This window comes from Paenibacillus pectinilyticus, from assembly GCF_001700435.1.
Taxonomy (GTDB): domain Bacteria; phylum Bacillota; class Bacilli; order Paenibacillales; family NBRC-103111; genus Paenibacillus_E; species Paenibacillus_E pectinilyticus.
This window is the reverse complement of sequence record NZ_LYPC01000011.1, coordinates 261,873-281,508: the sequence shown is the minus strand read 5'-3', so window position 1 is coordinate 281,508 and position 19,636 is coordinate 261,873. Positions and strand designations below refer to the sequence as shown.

General features: G+C 49.7%; 18 protein-coding genes and 1 pseudogene. 10 read left to right on the top strand and 9 right to left on the bottom strand.

Annotated elements, in window-relative coordinates; genetic code table 11:
* Positions 1–11 precede the first annotated feature (11 nt).
* Genes A8709_RS05040 through A8709_RS05030 form a run of 3 tightly spaced genes read left to right on the top strand, consistent with a single transcriptional unit; the run spans position 12 to position 2,226 of the window.
* A complete protein-coding gene (locus tag A8709_RS05040; RefSeq protein WP_065851081.1) occupies positions 12–269 on the top strand; it encodes an HPr family phosphocarrier protein in 258 nt (85 codons plus the stop codon).
* Positions 270–302: 33 nt separating this feature from the next.
* Positions 303–2,036, top strand: a complete 1,734-nt coding sequence (gene ptsP / locus A8709_RS05035) for a phosphoenolpyruvate--protein phosphotransferase (protein WP_065851080.1) — start codon at positions 303–305, stop codon at positions 2,034–2,036.
* Positions 2,026–2,226, top strand: coding sequence for a hypothetical protein (locus A8709_RS05030; protein ID WP_065851079.1), 201 nt, complete (start codon positions 2,026–2,028; stop codon positions 2,224–2,226). The genes ptsP and A8709_RS05030 overlap by 11 nt, the downstream gene beginning before the upstream one ends.
* A 584-nt stretch (positions 2,227–2,810) precedes the next feature.
* Here A8709_RS05030 and A8709_RS05025 read toward each other — a convergent pair.
* The 3 genes and pseudogenes from A8709_RS05025 to A8709_RS05015 form a co-directional block, all read right to left on the bottom strand.
* Positions 2,811–4,361: pseudogene (locus A8709_RS05025) on the bottom strand (catalase); the annotation flags it as partial.
* A 191-nt stretch (positions 4,362–4,552) separates the two neighbouring features.
* A complete protein-coding gene (locus tag A8709_RS05020; RefSeq protein ID WP_065851077.1) occupies positions 4,553–5,443 on the bottom strand; it encodes an aldo/keto reductase in 891 nt (296 codons plus the stop codon).
* Positions 5,440–6,663: an MFS transporter gene (locus tag A8709_RS05015; protein WP_065851076.1), complete on the bottom strand. Its 1,224-nt coding sequence runs from the start codon at positions 6,661–6,663 to the stop codon at positions 5,440–5,442. The genes A8709_RS05020 and A8709_RS05015 overlap by 4 nt, the downstream gene beginning before the upstream one ends.
* A gap of 136 nt (positions 6,664–6,799) precedes the next feature.
* On the opposite strand from A8709_RS05015, the gene A8709_RS05010 reads away from it, so the two are divergent.
* From A8709_RS05010 to A8709_RS05000, 3 genes are read left to right on the top strand one after another with little or no spacing between them, the layout of a single operon-like run.
* The gene (locus A8709_RS05010) at positions 6,800–7,216 is read left to right on the top strand and encodes a winged helix-turn-helix transcriptional regulator (protein WP_065851075.1); all 417 of its coding nucleotides are present in this window, start codon (positions 6,800–6,802) and stop codon (positions 7,214–7,216) included.
* Positions 7,213–7,581 carry a DUF4180 domain-containing protein gene (locus A8709_RS05005; RefSeq protein ID WP_065851074.1) on the top strand — a complete coding sequence of 123 codons (369 nt, stop codon included), beginning with the start codon at positions 7,213–7,215 and terminating at the stop codon, positions 7,579–7,581. The genes A8709_RS05010 and A8709_RS05005 overlap by 4 nt, the downstream gene beginning before the upstream one ends.
* A 44-nt stretch (positions 7,582–7,625) precedes the next feature.
* The gene (locus tag A8709_RS05000; protein ID WP_065851073.1) at positions 7,626–8,228 is read left to right on the top strand and encodes a DUF1349 domain-containing protein; all 603 of its coding nucleotides are present in this window, start codon (positions 7,626–7,628) and stop codon (positions 8,226–8,228) included.
* Positions 8,229–8,293: 65 nt separating this feature from the next.
* Here the strand turns inward: A8709_RS05000 and A8709_RS04995 are convergent, their stop codons facing one another.
* Positions 8,294–8,647: an antibiotic biosynthesis monooxygenase gene (locus A8709_RS04995; protein WP_065851072.1), complete on the bottom strand. Its 354-nt coding sequence runs from the start codon at positions 8,645–8,647 to the stop codon at positions 8,294–8,296.
* 116 nt (positions 8,648–8,763) lie between these two features.
* Complete coding sequence (locus tag A8709_RS04990) at positions 8,764–9,432, bottom strand: HAD family hydrolase (RefSeq protein ID WP_065851071.1); 669 nt, start codon at positions 9,430–9,432, stop codon at positions 8,764–8,766.
* 276 nt (positions 9,433–9,708) lie between these two features.
* Between A8709_RS04990 and A8709_RS04985 the strand changes: the two genes are divergently transcribed.
* The 3 genes from A8709_RS04985 to rlmN all read left to right on the top strand — a co-directional run bounded on the left by A8709_RS04985 (position 9,709) and on the right by rlmN (position 13,790).
* Positions 9,709–11,493 carry a methyl-accepting chemotaxis protein gene (locus A8709_RS04985; RefSeq protein WP_065851070.1) on the top strand — a complete coding sequence of 595 codons (1,785 nt, stop codon included), beginning with the start codon at positions 9,709–9,711 and terminating at the stop codon, positions 11,491–11,493.
* Positions 11,494–11,654: 161 nt separating this feature from the next.
* Positions 11,655–12,506 carry an ABC transporter ATP-binding protein gene (locus tag A8709_RS04980; protein ID WP_065851069.1) on the top strand — a complete coding sequence of 284 codons (852 nt, stop codon included), beginning with the start codon at positions 11,655–11,657 and terminating at the stop codon, positions 12,504–12,506.
* A gap of 201 nt (positions 12,507–12,707) precedes the next feature.
* Positions 12,708–13,790: a dual-specificity RNA methyltransferase RlmN gene (rlmN, locus tag A8709_RS04975; protein ID WP_065851068.1), complete on the top strand. Its 1,083-nt coding sequence runs from the start codon at positions 12,708–12,710 to the stop codon at positions 13,788–13,790.
* A gap of 95 nt (positions 13,791–13,885) precedes the next feature.
* Here the strand turns inward: rlmN and A8709_RS04970 are convergent, their stop codons facing one another.
* From A8709_RS04970 to A8709_RS04955, 4 genes are all read right to left on the bottom strand, one after another.
* Positions 13,886–14,386, bottom strand: a complete 501-nt coding sequence (locus tag A8709_RS04970; protein WP_065851261.1) for a hypothetical protein — start codon at positions 14,384–14,386, stop codon at positions 13,886–13,888.
* A 171-nt stretch (positions 14,387–14,557) separates the two neighbouring features.
* On the bottom strand, positions 14,558–14,953 hold the full coding sequence (locus A8709_RS04965; RefSeq protein WP_065851067.1) for a hypothetical protein: 396 nt from the start codon (positions 14,951–14,953) through the stop codon (positions 14,558–14,560).
* Positions 14,954–15,096: 143 nt separating this feature from the next.
* On the bottom strand, positions 15,097–16,485 hold the full coding sequence (gene thrC, locus A8709_RS04960; RefSeq protein ID WP_065851066.1) for a threonine synthase: 1,389 nt from the start codon (positions 16,483–16,485) through the stop codon (positions 15,097–15,099).
* A 146-nt stretch (positions 16,486–16,631) separates the two neighbouring features.
* Positions 16,632–17,648: a copper amine oxidase N-terminal domain-containing protein gene (locus A8709_RS04955; RefSeq protein WP_244163098.1), complete on the bottom strand. Its 1,017-nt coding sequence runs from the start codon at positions 17,646–17,648 to the stop codon at positions 16,632–16,634.
* A 210-nt stretch (positions 17,649–17,858) separates the two neighbouring features.
* Here A8709_RS04955 and A8709_RS04950 point away from each other — a divergent pair, with 210 nt between their 5' ends.
* Positions 17,859–19,589 (top strand): ABC transporter ATP-binding protein, encoded by a 1,731-nt coding sequence (locus A8709_RS04950; protein WP_065851260.1) that lies wholly within the window; start codon positions 17,859–17,861, stop codon positions 19,587–19,589.
* The last annotated feature ends 47 nt before the right edge of the window (positions 19,590–19,636 follow it).

Below are 19,636 nucleotides of genomic sequence, written 5' to 3'. Positions count from 1 at the left end.
CATGTACAATCATGGAAAAACAGTTTCTTGTGATGAATCCTGCAGGTATACATGCTAGACCGGCTAATGCGATTATGGATAAAGCGGTGACGTTCTCTAGTCGAATCGTCCTTCAGAAGGATGCCAAGACAGCCAATGCGAAAAGCATGGTAAGTCTTCTGAAGCTAGGTGTCAAAATGGGGGAAACCGTCACGGTAGTGACGGAAGGCGAAGATGAGCTGGAGGCCATGGCAGCCATTGCTGAAATCCTGCAATCACATGTGGACTAAGGGCAGCAACTGTCGAAGTAAGGAGAGAGCCAGATGAATGAGTGGAAAGGGATTGCTGCTTCGACTGGCTATGCGCTAGGAAAGGCTTATGTGCTTCCGGAGATTTCATATGACCCGAGCAAAAGGCAGCTAAACGCGGATGAGGTAGAGCCGGAAATACGCAGATTTAATGAGATGGTCTCTTTGGCTGCAGGTGATATCCGCAAGCTCCAGGAAAGTGCGGCTGCAGAGAACCGAGACGTTCAAGCGGCCATTTTTGCTACGCATCTTTCACTGCTGCGAGATCCTGAATATATCGGTGAAGTTACACAGCGTATGCAAGAGGAAGCCATTAATGCAGAAGCAGCATTGAGTGAAGTGACCGCGGAGTTAATGGATGTGTTCGCTGCGATGGACAACGATTATTTGAAGGAACGTTGTTCCGACTTACGCGATGTCAGTGCGAGAATTGGTGCGTATTTGAGCGGAAATGGCATGGCGGTACCGATGGAATTCCCAGAACCGGTCATCATGATCGGTATGGACTTGGCTCCATCGCTCACCGCGAAGTTACAACCCAGCCAGGTTGCAGGGTTCGCGGTTGATATCGGTGGAAAAACCTCGCACTCCGCGATTATTGCCCGTTCGCTTGGCATTCCCGCTGTGGTAGGCGTGGTGGGAATCTCCAGTTGTGTACAGACGGGAGACTTTCTCATTGTCGACGGACATCAAGGCATTATTCTTGTGAACCCGCCGGATGAGGTGCAGGATACGTATCGGGTCCTACAGCTGGCGGAGACCGTGCGGTTAGCGCAGTATGATCGTTTTAGGGAGCTTTCAACGGTAACCGCGGATGGTCATCGTGTGCAGCTCGCGATCAATATTGCGAATCCACAGGATGCGCTTGCAGTGAGTAAGGTTGGAGCAGAAGGCATTGGCCTGTACCGAACAGAGTTTCTGTTCATGGATAGGGATCGGATGCCGAGCGAAGATGAGCAGTACGCCGCTTATAAAGCGGCTGTTCTAGCCTCAGGCGCTGAGCATCCAGTGATCATTCGCACGCTTGATGTGGGTGGCGACAAAGAAATTGCCTACCTGCAGCAGGCGAAAGAGTCCAATCCTTTCCTAGGCTACCGAGCCATTCGGTTATGCTTGGGGGAAGAGAACAAGGCGATGTTTCTTACGCAATTGCGTGCTATTCTTCGGGCTAGTCAACACGGCAACGTCAAGCTCATGTACCCGATGATCACAACGCTGCAAGAGCTTCGCGCGGCCAATCGCTTGCTGGCGGAAGCAAAGGCGGAATTGCGTGCGCAAGGTGAGAGCTACAACGATCAGATGGAGGTCGGCATCATGATCGAAGTGCCCGCCGCTGCGCTCATCGCGGATCAGCTTGCCAAAGAAGTCGATTTTTTCAGCATCGGCACCAATGATCTTGTGCAGTATACGATGGCGGCGGATCGCATGAACGAGCAGGTGGCGTACCTCACACAGCCGCTGCATCCGGCTGTGCTGCGATTGATCGATCTCGTCATACGTGCTGCACACGGACAGGGGAAATGGGTCGGTATGTGCGGTGAGATGGCGGGTCACCCTGATGCGATACCAGTTCTGCTCGGCTTGGGGCTGGATGAATTCAGCATGAGCCCTGCAGCAGTGCTGCCAGCTAGAGAGCTGATAGCTGGTTTGAAGCGCGAAGCGATGGCGAAGCTTGCGCAGGAGGTCTTGCAGCTGGAATCGGCGGAGGACATTGAGAACTATGTGCGTGCGGCCTTGCATGCAAGATGATAAAGAGCGTATTCGCAGTCGTGCTAAGCCCTGTGGGCTGAGCGTGCTGGGAGTACGCTTTTTGGTGTGGGCGCGGATGGTGTATATCGGCGGATTAGCGGCATCCAAGCGTTGTACATTAGTGAAAAGGCTGTGCATGCAGCGAGTAGAAGCGGACACAGCGCCCGCAAACATGCATGATTCAGTTTGATATATCCGAACTACGCTACAACGTGCAGAAGTCGCACGAAGGTAGGCTTAATTAGTCTGTAGTGATATTTCTCAAGTTTACAGACATTCATATTGGATCTTCTGCGTAAATAAAGGTCACCACGCATACCTCCGCACTCTCCACCGCCAAGCCATCTGCCAGGGGACGCCTTGCTCACGTAAAGCAAAAATGTATCCCAAAAGCCAACAGAATTGCGATCGGGGAAAAATTGATTAGCCCCTTGTTTCTGACTATTTTAAAACAAAAAAACAAAGCTATCTTTTAGGTCTTGGTAGACTTAGAGACAGCCTTGTTTGAGCGAGTATTTGCCGAATAGGGAAGCCTAGTGTGCTTATTGCTTCAGAAATCGTGATTCTTCATACGATAAGCCCACGGCGAGTGCGTATTGGTCACATCAGGTGCCATTTTGAGCGCATATTTGCCTGATAAGCAGTCCTAGCGTGGCTATTGCTTCAGATCTCACCATTATTCGTACGATAAGACCACTGCGGGTGCTTATTTGTCAAAAGAAGATAGCCACTCCAGAAGCAGTAAATTTTACTCACGGGTGCCTCTCCTTCCAATCAATAGCCGTCCGTCCGCTGTCCGGCGTTCTCGGCCAGCTCAGCTCCCGCCTTCGCGTTGTCAGACCCGAGGTGCTCCATCGCAACCTTCGCTTGCGCGAGCCCCTCCGCTACACGCCGTCCGTAATCCGGATCGGCGTTCGTGAAATACGTGATCATGTTGGCCTGTATCACAGGCTTACAGATCTTCAACGCATCGACCAAATTCGCGATCAACTCCTCGCGCTCCCAATCCTCGAACTTGCGGTACGTATCGCCCGCCTGCCCAAAATCATTCGTACGGCTAATTTTCTCGCGAACGAGCCGGTCATTGTACATCGGCTGATGCTCGCGGCCCGAAGGTGCCGCCTCTTGCAAGCCGCCGAGCGAGGAGGGCTCGTAGTTCACATGCGGGTTCTGCCCCGCAGCTTTATCCACAATCAGCGTCATCTGCCCATCTCGCTGATTCGTCGCGACAGGCGATTTCGGCGCATTAATCGGCAGCTGCAAATAATTCGTTCCCACGCGATACCGCTGGGTATCCGAGTAGGAGAAGGTCCGTCCTTGCAGCAGCTTATCGTCCGAGAAGTCGAGGCCATCGACGAGAACGCCGGTCCCGAAAGCAGCCTGCTCCACTTCCGCAAAATAGTTCTCCGGATTGCGGTCCAGCACCATTTTGCCTACTTTACGAAATGGAAATTTCTCATGATCCCACAGCTTCGTCGGATCCAGCGGATCGAAATCGAGCTCAGGGTGCTCATCGTCGCTTAGAATCTGCACGCACAGCTCCCACTCCGGGTAATCCTCACGTGCGATCGCTTCGTACAGATCCTGCGTGGCATGGCTGATGTTTTTGCCTTGAATCGCCTCGGCTTCGGACTGTGTCAGGTTCTTCATGCCTTGCTTCAGCGGCTCCCAGTGGTATTTGACCAGCACCGCGTCGCCTTTCTGATTGACCCATTTGTACGTGTTAACGCCAGATCCCTGCATCTGCCGATAATTGGCGGGAATGCCCCAAGGTGAGAAGAGGAAGGTAATCATATGCGTCGCTTCCGGTGAATTGGAGACGAAATCGAACATTTTCTCGGGGTTCTGCAGGTTTGTGACCGGATCTGGCTTGAACGCGTGCACCATATCAGGGAATTTCAAGGGATCACGGATGAAAAAGATTTTTAAATTATTGCCGACCAAATCCCAGTTCCCATCTTCGGTATAAAATTTCGTGGCAAAGCCGCGCGGATCGCGCAGCGTTTCTGGCGAATACGTGCCGTGTATGACCGTCGAAAAACGCACAAAAACAGGCGTACGCTTCCCTTTCTCCTGAAAAAGCTTAGCCCGCGTATACGTAGAGACCGGCTCGTCGCCGACCGTACCATACGCCTCGAAATACCCGTGAGCCCCAGCCCCGCGCGCATGCACGACACGCTCTGGAATACGCTCCCGATCAAAATGGGAAATCTTCTCGATATAATGGTAATTTTCGAGCGTCGAAGGACCTCGATTACCAATCGTGCGGATGTTTTGATTATCTGAAATCGGATGGCCCTGACGGTTGGTTAAGGTCATTTTGCTTGTGTCAGTTGTTGTAGTTGGATCGATTTTATCATGGCTCATATTCCTGTTACATCCTCCTAAACGTAGTTAGAAGTAACTTTTACCAAGAAGAGGGAAATTATTCCTTACCAAAAAGCCCTCAACCTCTTTCCTGAGAAAGAAGGCGAGGACTTATAAGATCTTGCAAGATTTTCAACACGATACGACGCTTAAAAATCAAAATTGTCCGGATCCGGTCCGACACGCAGATTCTCGTTCATCCCTTGGATCGCCGTCATGTCGTCGTTCGTTAGTTCAAAATCGAAGATCGAGCCATTTTCGAGGATGCGATGCTCCTTCGTTGATTTCGGAATTGTCACGATGCCACGTTGAAAATCCCAACGCAAGATGACTTGGGCAATCGATTTCCCATGATGCTCGGCTATACCTTTCAATATCGGGTTGTCCAAAAGCTGCCCCTGCATCAGCGGTGACCAAGCTTCTAACTGTATGCCATTCGCCAAACAGAATTGGTGCAAGTCCGTTTGAGCGAGAAGGGGATGAAGCTCCACTTGATTGACCATTGGTTTAATTTTCCCGCTGCCCATCACATCCTCCAGATGATGAATCTGGAAATTGCTGACGCCAATCGCTTTGACACGACCCTCTTGATAGAGTGTCTCAAGCGCTCGCCAAGCATCCACATATTTGCCTTGAACCGGCCAATGGATGAGGTACAGATCCAGATAATCCAAGCCCAGCTTCGCTAAGCTGGCTTCATAGGCTGCAAGTGTAGCTTCATAGCCGAGATCGGCATTCCACACTTTAGAAGTCACGAAAAGCTCCTCACGGGAGATGCCGTACGCCGCCATCCCCTCGCGAATGCCTTGCCCGACGCTTGCTTCATTGCCATAGATCGCCGCGGTATCGATACTGCGGTAGCCAAGCTTCATCGCGGATTTGACAGCTTGCACGACCTCTGGGCCATCCTCCACTTTAAAGACGCCAAGGCCGAGATAAGGCATGGTTACGCCATTGTTCAGCGTGATTGTAGTGCTCAGGTTGCTTGCATTTGTTTCTTCCGGGCTATTGTTGTTTGTATGGTTTACATGATTGGTCATTGTGGTATTCCTCCTAAAATGGTTGAGTGTGATTGTTCTAGTTGATCTGATTTTTCAAGCCTTCGGCTCCAAGCGGTGAGAATAACGGCTCCGAAAACCATTAATCCGCCTACCCATGTGGTATGAATCAGTCCGATGGAGTCCGTAATGATACCACCAAGGAAAGCTCCACCTGCAATACCTGCATTAAAAGCGGCAATATTAAAGGCGGACGCCACATCTTTGGCCTCAGGTGCAAATCGCTCAGCGAGCTGTACGACATAAACTTGAAGTCCAGGTACGTTCATGAAAGCAAGCAGGCCCATTGCAACAATCGTGAGTAACCCTGCGGCTTTGAACGGCGCTGTAAACATAAAGAGAAATAGCACGAGGGATTGTAAAAGAAACATAATGAGCAATGCTTTGCTTACATTGCGGTTTGCCGCGCGTCCTCCGATTAAATTCCCGATCGCAATAGCAACCCCATACAACAGCAAAATTAACGCTACTGTGTGCTCTTGAAAACCTGTAATCTCATGTAACAAGGGAGATAAATACGTGAACACCACGAACGTGCCGCCATAGCCTAAGGCTGTAATCGAGAACGCAAGCAGCAGTCGCCCGTTCGTGACTAGCTTCAGCTGTGTACCAAGCTTCGTGCGGGTGCCTTTGCGCAAATTCCCGGACACCAATACCAGGTTCGCGATGAGCGCCACTACGCCAACCGCAACAATGGCGAAGAACGCGGCCCGCCAGCCTAGCTGCTGGCCGAGGTAGGTGCCGATCGGCACACCGGTCACGGTGGCGACGGTAAGGCCCGAGAACATCAGCGCAATGGCGCTGGCTCTGCGGTTCTCGGGGACGAGATCGGCGGCGATGGTGGAGCCGATCGACATGAAGACACCGTGCGCCAGCGAAGAGATGACGCGGGCGATGAGTAACATCACAATGCCGCTTGCCGTGGCAGCTAGTAGATTACCTGCGATAAACACCAGCATGATCCAAAGCAGCAGCGTTTTGCGTGAGACGGTGGAGGTTAGGGATGTTAAGATGGGCGCTCCAAAAGTAACGCCAAGGGCATATAAAGTGACAGTTAGTCCTGCACCTGTGATCGATATATGAAGGTCTTCAGCAATGAGCGGAAGTAATCCGACACTGATAAACTCGGTTGTGCCTATGGCGAAGGCGCTAACCGCGAGGGCAAGCAGCGCCAGTGTATTGCGATGGTTAGTGTGGTTCATTGCATTCCCTCCAAACTTGAATGTCCCGGCCGGTAAGTGCTATTATCAGACATTATAGTCTGATTGACCAGTACGTACTTTCAAGTACGGTAGGTACTTTCTAGTGCCTATGAACGGAACGGAGGGGAACAGCCGCATGGCTCATAAAATGTACAACATTTCCGTAGAAGCCACGCTAGAAGTTATCGGCGGCAAATGGAAATGCGTGATTCTTTGCCATTTGACCCATGGTAAACGGAGAACCAGTGATCTCAAACGTCTCATGCCTAGAATCACGCAGAAAATGCTGACACAGCAGCTTAGAGAGCTCGAGGACGATGGGATCGTGAAGCGGATCGTGTACAATCAAGTACCGCCTAAAGTGGAGTATGAGCTCAGCGAATACGGTGCAAGCTTAACACCCATTCTGGATTCGCTCTGTAATTGGGGAGAAAGGCATATTATTAAAGAATACGGAGATAAATTCATCGTTCTTGAAGAAAATGAGCTGAATCGACGAGACGAAGAGGTACTAGTACCCGACCTTATGGAGAGAGAGGTTGAAATGACATGAACACAACGGTCAATCAGAGGGGCGATTCCCAAGTAGCCATTGTGGAGAGCACGGATATTCTGATCAGCAACGTCCAAGATGCGCTGGATTTAATGGCATCTATCCAATATTTGACGGGATGCGACAAGTTTATCATTCAACAGTGGAATGTGACGGAGGATTTCTTCGAGCTCAAAACGAAACTTGCTGGCGATGTTCTCCAGAAATATACGAACTATCAAGTGAAATTGGCGATTATTGGCGAATTTGACCACTACAATAGCAAAAGCCTCCGCGATTTCATCTACGAATGCAATCATGGAAATCAATTCTTCTTCGTCCAAGATGAGCAGGCAGCTCTGGATGCTCTTCATGGCGTGAAATAGGAAATTGTCGAAATCAATAGATCATAGAAATGGAGCGAATTTAAATGAGTCAAATCGAACTAAAAGGTGCAGATATAGGGAATCCAACGATAGAGGGAAGTACGAAGCGTTTGGCGGATGGTTATGAAGTACAAGCAGGCGGTGCCGATGTATGGGGTTTATCGGATGAGTTTCATTTCTCCCATCAGGCTTGCGAAGGAGATTTTAATATCCAAGTTCGGCTGGAGGCTTTGGAAGGGGCGCACTTGTACACGAAAGCAGGTCTCATGGCCCGTGAATCCCTAGCAGCAGATAGCGCACATGCTTATTTGGTCGTGTTTCCTGACAATAGTCCGCGGAACAAGAACAATGGCGGGTATGAATTTCAATATAGAGAAGTGAGCCAAGGTGATAGTGCTGCCATTTACCCGGAAGATTACACGACGGAACCGCCGACATTCCCTGTCGATTACCCGAATACGTGGCTGCGACTGCAACGCGTCAACAATGAGTTCCATTCATGGTATAGCGCGGACGGCACAGACTGGCAGCTATTCTCTTCGAAAGTGCTAGAGCTAAACAACTCGTTACTGGTAGGACTTGCTGTCACTTCACATAATGAGGATAAGTCTGCAACAGCCGTGTTTAAAAATATTTCCATTGGCTAGTTTGAGCGGCCAATATCTGTGAAACCAGCACTCTTAGGAGTTGCTGGTTTTTTATTTGGATCGTGCTAGACACCGGCAGCATCTACCGCTTCCCTTTTCCCGAACTGGCCGGGCCTTACTTTCTTCACTTCAAACATGCTGACATTCGTGGAGATGACGTACTCAGGCGGCTCCTGCCCTCTGCTGTTGCGGTGACCGGCGAGATGCTCGGGGCTTTTCTCCCAGTTTTTCCACGCTTGCTCGGACTCCCAACGGATAAGAACGACGACCTCCTCGGTCTCTTTACTCTTTTTGTTGACCATAACGGTCACATCGATGAGCCCTTCCATCCCGTCCAATGGGCCCTCTTTGCTAAAACGTTCCACGACTTTCTCGCTGTTGCCGGGTTGCACTATAATCGTTCTTTGTTGAATGAGCATGCAGTCGTTCTCCTTTTTATACCAATTTGTCTCAAGAATTGTATATGAGAATCATTATCATTCAAAGGAGGGGCTCTGTCAATCAAAGGTTTATCGTGTATAGACACCTGTCATGCTTATTTTGCTGCGATACCGTCCAGCAACGCCTGCAGTGAAAGCTCCTCCAGCGACTGCAGCCGATGCGGCTCGCCGTCGAAGGCGAGGAACGTGGTGACCGGGTTAGGCACCACGATGTAGTGCATGCCTGCCGCTGCCGCGGCACGAGCGCCGTTCGGCGAGTCCTCGATCGCGATGGCCTCATTCGGCTGCACGCCTAGATCCTGCAGCGCGAGCTCGTACAGCGCTGGGTGAGGCTTCACCAGCTCCACATCCTCGGCGGTGCGGATCGTTTCGAAATAGTCGCCAATCCCTAGCTGCGCCAGGTACTTATCGATCCAGGACCGCTTGGAGCTGGATGCCAAGCCGATACGCAGGCCTAATTGCTTAGCGCCTGCTAAATAATCAAGGATCCCCGGACGAATCCCTTCCTCGGCCATCATTCTTGTATGCCTGCTATGTACGTCCTTGTGAAGCATCTCACGATCCATAGGTACTTTCTGATCTGTAATCAGATAGTCATAGGGATCGAATACGTGAAGTGACGTACCTATACATTGGCCGTACGTTTCCAGGGTCAACTCAATGTCATGCTCGCGTGCAATCTCGCGAAAGGCCTCATACCAAGCCGTTTCCGTATCTAGAATGGTACCATCGAAATCAAAGATCAGTGCTTTTATAACAGACATAGGTAGTAAGCCTCCTTAGTGTTCGGAACATTCGTTATTCGCGATGCTTAACTTTCTCAATCATTTTCTCCATATGAATGCTGGCATTCTCAAGCTTTTCGATCATCACAGGGGCTTTGTCGAAATCTGCAAATTTCTGGTGACCACTATAAATTCTAAATAAAAAAAGGGAAGGGTTTCTAAAAACTTTGTCGAAAGTAAGTAGTAGACTAGCCTGATTTTACATAAGTTTTCCTGACTGCTGTGCTGTACAATTCTGGAGGTGTGTTGTTAACTATGTCACAAGCTAAACCACAAGGCAAGCGAGCATCCGTTGGCTTTTTTCGTACGATTTCTTTCAAAATCTCAGCCTGGACGGCCACCTGCTATATTGTCCTTTGTGTGCTGCTAACCTTCATTTCCTATCAACAGCATCGGCAACAAATGGCAGACAATTTGAGTGCGCTCGAAGGTATTTTCCATGCGCCGCTCATGCAGAAAATAGATAGCATCGAGAAATCGAAGATTGAGTTAAAGAAAAATAATGAAGCTTATAAATATGAGCCTGCAGTAATGAGCGTACAGGATGATATGGACCGTGTTTCCCAGGGTGACCTAGTGGAAAATGCGTACTTATTCTACCCCGATTGGATCACTTCGGAGGGAGAGCCGGCGCTTTTGAATCTGTTATCAAATTCAGATCTCTATGTGGATGAGAAGCCAGCAGAGCCTTATGTACCAGTGAAAGAGCTGCGGGATGCACTGCAAAAAGCCGAGAAGACGGGATTCGGCATCACAGGCACGTACAAGGACTCCTTAGGCACATGGATAAGTGCAGTAAGTGCCATTAGAGATACGAACGGCAAATTAGTTGCTTTTGCTGGACTCGATTTTAATTACAGCGTTATTCAAGCGCAAATGGATGCATACACCATGCAATCGATATGGGTAGGATTGATAGCCATTATAATCGGATCGATCTTGATCCGAGTTGTTGTTAGGTTTTATATGAGTCCGATTAACCCGCTCGTTAAGCTGGCAGAAGCGGCAGCAGCAGGGGATTTATCACAGGCTGCCCTGATCAAAAGCAATAGCCGGGATGAATTAGGCGTGCTCGGCAATCATTTGAAGGATATGGTCGGCAATTTGCGGGGACTCATCGTTCAGATCGCGCAAGCCGCACAGCAGGTCTCTACGGCTTCAGGGACCCTCCTAGAGGGTGCTCAGCAGACGAGTGTATCGACAACGTCGGTTTCAGGCATGATGGGGCAGCTCGCTTCGCACTCGACGCAACAGCGCCAAGGTACGGAGGAAAGCAGCCATGCGATGAATGAAATGGCGGTGGGCATCCAGCGAGTAGCGGAATCGGCGGGGCACGCGACGGACATTTCGAGCAATGCTCATGCGCATACGAACGAAGGGAATGCGCGTATGGGGCAAAGCATGAAGCAAATTACGGAAGCACTTCGTTCCGTGCAGGATGCTGTACAAGCGATTCAGAGTTTGAAAACGATGTCCGAAGAAATCGGCGAGATCACGATTCTGATCTCCAGTGTGACCAAACAGACGAACCTGCTGGCACTGAATGCGTCCATCGAGGCAGCGAGAGCAGGCGAGCACGGCAAAGGCTTCGTAGTGGTCTCCACGGAAATTCGCAAGCTTGCGGATCAATCACGTCAGGCAACAGAGCGTATTGTCGAGCTTGTTGAACGGGTTCAGCAGGAGACAGGAGCGGCTGTTGTTGCGATGGATCGCGGGCTTGGCGAGGTGGAAGCGATGCAAACGATCGTCGAGCAGACGGACGGCACCTTCAAGCAATTGTCCAACACTGTGCAAGAGGTTGTTGATCAGATGAGCGAAGTTTCCGCCGTGTCAGAGCAAATGTCAGCAAGCTCAGAGGAAGTGCTGGCTGGCATCGTGGAGATGGCGGAGCTAACACGGATGACAACGGAGCTTACGCAGGCGGTAGCAAAGGCATCGGAGCAGCAATTGACGACGATATCCGAGGTGTCGCGGACAGCTAACGAATTAAGCGAAATGTCGGATGAGCTGCAGCTAGCGGTCGCTCGGTTTAAGGTATAAATAACACACGAATGGAAGAAGAAGGGTGCCTAGGGGGCATCCTTTTTTTATGGGAAAAAACCTTGACAATTCCATTGATAATGATTATCATTTTCTATTAATGGATAGAAATTACGAAATCATTCAACCTATATACATATTGGAAGAAGGGGAGGCTCCTCATGCAAACAGCTACTCGCATCTATACCGAACAGTTACATGTTTCTTATGATAAATTAAAAATCATTAACGACTTAAGCATCGAGATTCCAACTGGCAAAATCACGGCCCTAGTCGGGGCGAATGGGTCGGGGAAATCGACGATTTTGAAGGCCATGTCGCGGCTATTGAAGCCGACAGACGGTACTGTGTTCTTAGATGGGCATTCCATTCATCATCAATCGACGAAAGAAATTGCGAAGAAGTTAGCGATTCTGCCGCAATCTCCTACAGCACCGGAAGGCATTACCGCCGAGGAGTTAGTCGGATATGGCCGTTTCCCGCATCAGCGCGGCTTCCAGAAGATGTCCAGCGGGGATCGCGAGATCATCAACTGGGCGTTTGAAGTGACAGGAATGACACCGTTCAAGGATCGTCCGATCGATCATCTGTCAGGTGGACAGCGTCAACGTGTGTGGATTGCGATGGCGTTAGCGCAGCAAACCGATATGTTGTTCTTGGATGAGCCGACCACGTACTTGGATATGGCGCATCAATTAGAGGTTCTTTGTCTGTTAAAAGAAATCAACGAACGTCACCAAACGACGATCGTGATGGTTGTGCATGATTTGAATCATGCGACGCGGTATGCGGACCATTTGATCGCTATCAAATCAGGGAATGTCGTCTACGAAGGCGCACCGATGGACATTGTAACACCGAAGATGCTGCTGGATGTATTCGCGATTCATGCGGATGTGATTGTGGATCCGAGAGCGGGCGTGCCGCTTTGCATCCCTTACGGTTTGGTAAGTGCGGATGAAGCCCCGGTCCCGGCGGTAGAGGAACGGAAATTGGAAGTAACTAGCGCGTAATCAGCTAAAATGACAATAAATCGAGGTGCCCCCGGGTGAGGGAGGTGCCTTTTCTTTGTGGAATTGAGGACTTCCCTTGTGTTCAGGGAGGATTTTTGGCACAATACTAACTAGATAGGTAGAATGTCATGCAAAATAGTAAGCTTCGGCTGTTTAGAAGAATTAGACTGCACGCGATAGTCTCGAAAAGAGGATAACATAATGAATACATCATCCATTTATGGATTAACTTTTGATCAATTAGTCGCATGGCTCGCGGAAAAGGGCTACAAAAAGTCGCGCGCCCTGCAAGTGTGGGATTGGCTGTACCGCAAGCGGGTCGCCTCGTTCGCGGAAATGACGGATGTGAAAGCGGATTGCTTGGCGACGCTAAGCGAGCATTTTGCCATTCACACCTTGACCGAGCATACGCGCCAGGAATCGGCCGACGGGACGATGAAGTTCTTGTTCAAGCTAGCGGATGGCAATCTCATCGAGACGGTCTTAATGCGCCATAAATTCGGCTTATCTGTCTGTGTGACAACACAGGTCGGTTGTAACATTGGTTGCAGCTTCTGTGCGAGCGGGTTGCTGGCCAAAAGCCGTGATTTATCCGCCGCGGAAATCGTGGAACAAATAATGAAGGTCCAATTTCATTTGGACGCGATGGGCAAAGACGAACGCGTCAGCCACATTGTCGTGATGGGGATCGGTGAGCCGTTCGACAACTTCGCGAATATGGTCGATTTCATCCGCGTCGTGAAGGATCAGAAGGGCTTGGATCTCGCGGCCAGACATATCACAGTCTCCACCAGTGGTCTCGCTAGCAAGATCAAAGAGTTTGCCGACTCGGATTTGAAAGTCAATCTAGCGATTTCTCTACATGCGCCGACGAACGAGCTTCGTACCCGCATTATGAAAATCAACAAAGCGATTCCTATCGAAACGTTGATGGAAGCGATCGAGTACTATTTGGAGAAAACGAATCGCCGCATTACGCTCGAGTATATTTTGCTCAAAGACGTGAACGACGGCAGGGAGCATGCGCTTCAATTGGCTGAGCTGATTCAGCATATCCGCCAGCTGGCGAATGTGAACTTGATTCCGTACAATCCGGTGGATGAGCACAGTCAGTATCAGCGGAGTGAACGTGAATCTGTGCGGGCCTTCTATGACACGCTCAAGAAGCAAGGGATCTCCTGTAGCGTGCGCTTGGAGCACGGGACGGACATTGATGCCGCTTGTGGACAATTGCGCAGCAAACAAATTAAACAATCCACAGGGGATAACGTCTCGGTGGGGTAATAAGTAACCCAAATAAAGGTGTGTACTCTTAACGGAAACTGTTAAGGGTACGCACCTTTTCTTCATGGCCTAGAGAATGAGTATTTTGCTAGTTTTTAACCCCGATTTCGCATCATCATCATGATACCGCCCACTACGATAAGCCCGATGGCGATGATCGAATTATTATGGAACAGGGCTGAGAACAGCGATCCGATGGAGAAGACCGCGAAGAACAGCAGCGACATGACCGCCAGAATGTTGATCGGAATAAGCAAATATCGGTTGCGTCCGCCGAACCAATACAGCTCGAATAGACCGATGGCCACCGCCAGCATGAAACCTGGCCACATTAAGCTCCAGATATCGAACAAGGTGGAGATTTGGCACACAATCCCTGCAGTTAACAGGATGCCTCCCGGAACTAAGACACCCGAGCCGCGTCGTTGCAGGATGAAGAAATACATCCAATGGAAGAAGACACCGATGGGAATAACGAACAGCGTCGGCCAAAAATAGGCGAACATGGAACCAGAGGTGAAGGATACATCCCCTTTGAGAAACAAGAAAACTCCTAACAAAATCAAGATCGGGCCGAGAAAGGCGCTGCGATTCATATTCAATTATCTCACTCCTACTTTATAGATTCATTACTCCTAGAATACCATGACAAGGTACAGGTGTCTTCCGACTATAGGGGAGGATAATATCGGTCTGAGGACTGATTCGTGAAAATGAGAAAGGATAACAATTCAAAAATGACAAGCCGCTTGTCATTTAAGGGCTTGTCATTTTTCAATTCCTAATCGGAATAGCAGAAGTGCAAGTACACCCGTTAAAGGCGTCATGATGATGGTCTCCATACTCGAGTTAGAAGCTAAATTACCTAGCGTATTCAGCACCATGAAACCAAACATTACCCATATAGCTGCATGCACCGTTCGTTTGAAATGTCCGTGGAGCAGGTATCCCGCTTTTACCGCAATAATGAGGATAAATAGTGCTTGCACGACGATCGAAATGCTCTCTAAGATCGTGACATCAGACTCGCTATATACGCGTCCTCCCCAAACAAAATCTGCGGGCAGTATCCTTAGCAGAATCAGGACATGCATCATAAGGATGATCGTGTTCATGGCAATGATAATCTTGCATGCCAGTCCTTTGCTGAGTAATTTTTTCATGTTCACTCCTGTTCTAGTGAGATCCAATGAGCATCCCTTTAGTAGTATAGTATTGGTTTGCTTAAAAATGACAAAAAAGCCCTCTCTCCACCTCAAAGTGGAAGGAAGGCTGGTATGCGTTGGAGGCAGGAGCCTCCTTCTAATTAGAAGAACTTCACGAGCTCATCCTTGATCTCGTCGTTCGAACCGCCAACCACCTTCTGGAACTGTGGTTTGTCGAACAGAGCTTGGATTTGCTCCGGATACGTCTGCGCAATCCCGCGTAAACGGATCGACTCATCGAACTTTGCCGGATGCGCGGTGGACAAGGACACCGTTACCTCGCCTGGAACGGCGAGCTTATCGGCAGCTGCAACGCCGCACGCGGTGTGCGGATCGAGCAGGTAGTCGTATTTGGCGTGGTACGCGCTGATTGTGTCGAGACACTCCTCGTTCTTCACGCCATACGCGGCGAAATCAGCCTGCACCGCTTGCAGCTTGTCAGCAGGGATAACCACGCGGCCTTCGGCCTTGAACTGCTCCATGATCGCAGAGACCGCTTGCGGGTCTTCGCCATAGAGGTAGAACAAGTAGCGCTCGAAGTTGCTCGCGACTTGAATATCCATGGACGGGCTGTACGTGCCGCGGAACTCGCCTGGTTGGTAGACGCCTTCTTGCACGAAGCGCTCAAGAATATTATTTTCATTCGTGGCAAGAATGAGCTTGCCGACCGGAAGTCCCATTTTTTGAGCGAGATAGCCTGCAAAAATATCACCAAAGTTACCCGTCGGAACGGAGAAGTTGACCTTCCCAGCCTGTTGCTCCTGAGATAATTGGAAGTAAGCGTAGAAGTAGTACACCGTTTGCGCTAAAATGCGGGCAATGTTGATCGAGTTAATCGCGCGCAAGTGGTAGCGGTGCTTGAACTCAACGTCAGCAAAAAGCTCCTTGATAATGCGTTGGCAATCATCGAACGTACCTTCAACTGAAAGATTCAACACATTCGCATCATTGACAGTCGTCATTTGCAGCTCTTGCACTTGACTCACCTTCTGGTGTGGGTGCAGGATACAAATGCGAATGCCCTCTTTGCCGCGAACGCCCTCGATCGCAGAAGCGCCTGTATCACCGGAGGTCGCTCCGAGGATATGGATGATGGAATTCGTTTTGCGTGAAACGTACGAATATAGGTTGCCAAGGAATTGCAGAGCAATATCCTTGAAAGCAAACGTCGGGCCGTGGAACAATTCGAGCACGTAGGTGTCGTCGTTCAGGCGTTTAACCGGTGTAACGGCCTCGTCACGGAACGTTGCGTAGCTTTCATCAACGAGCTGCTTCAGCTCAGCGCGTGGAATTTCGTTGTTCACATAAAGCGAGAAGATTTCTAGGGCCAGCTCTGAGTAGGAGAGCTTTGACCAGCTTTGAAGCGTGTCAGCGGATAGCTGCGGGATGTTTTTCGGTACGAGTAGACCGCCGTCATTGGCCAATCCCATCAGGATCGCATCGATAAAGCCGATGGGTTCTACTTTGCCGCGAGTGCTAATGTATTCCATATGAGTCCCCTTATACGATTGAATTTTCAGTTATTGTATCAAAAAACAGAACATTTGGACAGTGTACATCCATCAGGGGTACTCGCCTCACATAACAAAAACGGGCTGTCCCATAAGGACGGCCCGCATGCGTTACTCGCGATAGGTTACTCTTGCTCCGCTTCCACAACGATTTTCCATGCGTTGCTGATCGGCGGCAAGCTCTTGGTCATCACAGGGCTGTAGAAGCCGATGACTTTAGCCCCTTTGACAAGAGCGGATTTCTCTACAGGGTCACCGTTGCCATCCACGATAGCTGTGTCAGCGCCTAATTGAAGAACGATCTCATTTTGTGCATTCTCCGTAAGGCCTTTCCCTTTAACGAGTAGGCTGCCATCTTCGCGCACAGCTTCAATAACACCCTCAGTACCAAGCGCATCCTTATGAAGGGTCTTGTCCAGCACTGTGATGGCAGTTGCAGATGTTTGAGGAGGCAAGCTAAGCGTCATCGCTAAGGAGTGCTCCGCAGAGATCGTTAAACCAACGTTCAGATCTGCAAGACTTAGTTTTGTGCCATCTAGCATTTTAAATGTGGTATCGGGGCCGATATTGAGAACAAGACCGCCCATCCCCGCATCTTGAATATGAATGGATGTGTATTTACCCGATGTGTTAATAGAAGTAATGACACCCGTCGTTTGCACCTTTTTAGCCTCCGCTTTACTGGAAACGGAAACGGAAGTGCCGTCAGTCACAACCGAACCATGAAGAATTTTATCGACGAAGGAGGCTGGAACATACAGCTTACTGTCCACCAATTCAGGCGCCGTACCTAGCTCAGTAAACATTTTATTAACCGTATAACGGTCCTCACCCCTCTTCACGGTTGTGAATACATTGCCTTTCGATATATCAACAGAATAGGTTTCTGGGTTCCAAGTTAACGTAAAGCCAAGGCTTTCAGTTACTGCGCGAAGCGGGATCATAGGCTCAACAGCGCCGGATTTTAGATAGCCTTTCTCTGTTGCTGCCCCGTTTACTTGAACGGTAACATCAAGTTGAGTTTTCACAGGCTGAATTTGCATCGTGTGCATATCGGGAACGACCGTTTCCGTGGTAGCTGCATAAGCCGCTCCTGTTGTCATCATGCTGGATAGGGAGAGGATCGCTAGTGTCTTTTTCATCATGGGTTTCATAGTTCGTTTACTTCCTTTCCGTATGTAAATTATGGATGTTGTTCTGCTATCTCTAACGCTCCGTCTCGCGATAAGGTTGCAGACGAGCTGAAAGTTTCATTTTAACCAAGATCCTGAGTGGACTTCATAGAGTGGAAACTATAGAATCAATGAGTGTGCTTAGAAATTGAAAAAGAGGTGGAAAATTTGTCTTTTGTTATGAAGCTTCGATGGTTTTTTAAAGAGAGATGGAAGTATTATGTACTGGCAATCTCACTGTTAGTCGGTGTGAATTTATTAGCTACAATTCCGCCTAAAATGATAGGGAATACCATTGACCATATTCGTAATGGGAATTTAACAGCTTCCGGGCTTCATCATACGGTCTTATTGCTTGTTGGACTTTCTCTACTTCTTTATGTGATGGCCTATTTATGGATCACGAACCTATTCGGTAACTCCGCGCTGGTGGAGAAGCTGCTTCGAGGGCGGTTGCTGACGCATTTGTCCAAAATGTCTCCGGCGTTCTTCCAACGCAACTCGACGGGACAGCTGATGGCGCTGGCGACGAATGATATTCTAGCCATTGGTCAAACTTCCGGTTACGGGGTCATGACACTCGTATCTACGATCGTTGGTGCTTCAGTCGTTATCATTACGATGGTGTCGCTGATCTCCTTCAAGTTAATGCTTGCGGCACTTATTCCGCTGCCTTTTCTTGCTGTGATGATTAATCTGCTAGGCAAAAAAGTGAGAGTTCGCTTCCTTGCGGCACAGGCCTCCTTCGGTGTGATGAATGATCATGCGCTGGAATCGATCTCCGGCATCCGTGTGATTCGCTCGTACGTGCAAGAAACGCAGGATTTGAAGGCGTTCGATGCGGTTACCTCCGACGTCATGAACAAAAACCGCCGCGTCTCCATGCTCAATGCGCTGTTCCAACCGTTGACTTCGTTGATTGTTGGTCTCAGCTATTCCATTGGCATCGGATACGGCTCGTATCTCGTATTCCAAGGTGAAATCACGCTGGGGCAGCTGATTTCCTTCAATATTTACCTCGGTATGCTCATCTGGCCGATGATTTCCTTCGGCGAGTTTATTAACGTTCTGCAGCGCGGAAGCGCCTCGGCAGATCGTCTGGATAAGGCGCTGTCGCAGAAAGCCGATCTGGTCGATGTCGACTTGCCGATTCCCGTCGCTGTTCCAAATCGGATCGCGATGAATGGCTTGACCTTCACGTACCCGACGGCAAACCATCCGAGCTTGGTTAACGTTTCCTTCGAGCTCGAGCGGGGACAAACGCTCGGCATTGTCGGCCGTACCGGTAGCGGTAAATCGACGCTGCTGAAGCAGTTGCTGCGCCAATATCAGATCGAGCCAGGCAGATTGCTCATTTCCGATGTGCCGATTGAACAAATCGCCATGGATCAAATGAAGCGCTGGGTCGCTTACGTGCCGCAAGAGCATTTGCTGCTATCGAAGTCGATTCGCGATAACATCGCGTTAGGCAAGCACACGGCTTCGCCGGAAGAGATTGCACACGCCGTGGAGATGGCTTCTTTTACCCAAGATATTGCTCAAATGCCAGAAGGATTAGCGACCATTGTCGGTGAGAATGGCGTCATGCTGTCCGGTGGACAGAAACAACGTCTGGCGATTGCGCGAGCGCTTCTGATTGATTCGGAGATTTTGCTGCTGGATGACTCGCTCTCCGCGGTAGATGCGCGCACCGAAAGCCGTATTCTCCAGCACATCCGTAAGGAACGTGCGGGTCGTACGACGCTGATTTCCACACACCGGTTGTCCGCTGTGAGCCATGCCAACTGGATTCTTGTCCTCGACGAGGGCAGAGTTATTGAAGAAGGTACCCATGAAGAACTGATGCAGTTCGGCGGTTGGTACCGCGAGCAGTGGGATCGTCAACAGATGGAAGCCAGTCTTGAAGAGTGAGAACTTAGCTCATGCTTACGAAAATCGTTTTACCAAAGTAAAACTTT

Bases quoted from the DNA above. Each gene is read 5' to 3' on its own strand.
- A8709_RS05040 (WP_065851081.1), top strand. From the start codon at position 12: ATGGAAAAACAGTTTCTTGTGATGAATCCTGCAGGTATACATGCTAGA.
- ptsP (WP_065851080.1), top strand. From the start codon at position 303: ATGAATGAGTGGAAAGGGATTGCTGCTTCGACTGGCTATGCGCTAGGA.
- A8709_RS05030 (WP_065851079.1), top strand. From the start codon at position 2,026: ATGCAAGATGATAAAGAGCGTATTCGCAGTCGTGCTAAGCCCTGTGGG.
- A8709_RS05020 (WP_065851077.1), bottom strand. From the start codon at position 5,443: ATGACCAATCATGTAAACCATACAAACAACAATAGCCCGGAAGAAACA.
- A8709_RS05015 (WP_065851076.1), bottom strand. From the start codon at position 6,663: ATGAACCACACTAACCATCGCAATACACTGGCGCTGCTTGCCCTCGCG.
- A8709_RS05010 (WP_065851075.1), top strand. From the start codon at position 6,800: ATGGCTCATAAAATGTACAACATTTCCGTAGAAGCCACGCTAGAAGTT.
- A8709_RS05005 (WP_065851074.1), top strand. From the start codon at position 7,213: ATGAACACAACGGTCAATCAGAGGGGCGATTCCCAAGTAGCCATTGTG.
- A8709_RS05000 (WP_065851073.1), top strand. From the start codon at position 7,626: ATGAGTCAAATCGAACTAAAAGGTGCAGATATAGGGAATCCAACGATA.
- A8709_RS04995 (WP_065851072.1), bottom strand. From the start codon at position 8,647: ATGCTCATTCAACAAAGAACGATTATAGTGCAACCCGGCAACAGCGAG.
- A8709_RS04990 (WP_065851071.1), bottom strand. From the start codon at position 9,432: ATGTCTGTTATAAAAGCACTGATCTTTGATTTCGATGGTACCATTCTA.
- A8709_RS04985 (WP_065851070.1), top strand. From the start codon at position 9,709: ATGTCACAAGCTAAACCACAAGGCAAGCGAGCATCCGTTGGCTTTTTT.
- A8709_RS04980 (WP_065851069.1), top strand. From the start codon at position 11,655: ATGCAAACAGCTACTCGCATCTATACCGAACAGTTACATGTTTCTTAT.
- rlmN (WP_065851068.1), top strand. From the start codon at position 12,708: ATGAATACATCATCCATTTATGGATTAACTTTTGATCAATTAGTCGCA.
- A8709_RS04970 (WP_065851261.1), bottom strand. From the start codon at position 14,386: ATGAATCGCAGCGCCTTTCTCGGCCCGATCTTGATTTTGTTAGGAGTT.
- A8709_RS04965 (WP_065851067.1), bottom strand. From the start codon at position 14,953: ATGAAAAAATTACTCAGCAAAGGACTGGCATGCAAGATTATCATTGCC.
- thrC (WP_065851066.1), bottom strand. From the start codon at position 16,485: ATGGAATACATTAGCACTCGCGGCAAAGTAGAACCCATCGGCTTTATC.
- A8709_RS04955 (WP_244163098.1), bottom strand. From the start codon at position 17,648: ATGAAAAAGACACTAGCGATCCTCTCCCTATCCAGCATGATGACAACA.
- A8709_RS04950 (WP_065851260.1), top strand. From the start codon at position 17,859: ATGAAGCTTCGATGGTTTTTTAAAGAGAGATGGAAGTATTATGTACTG.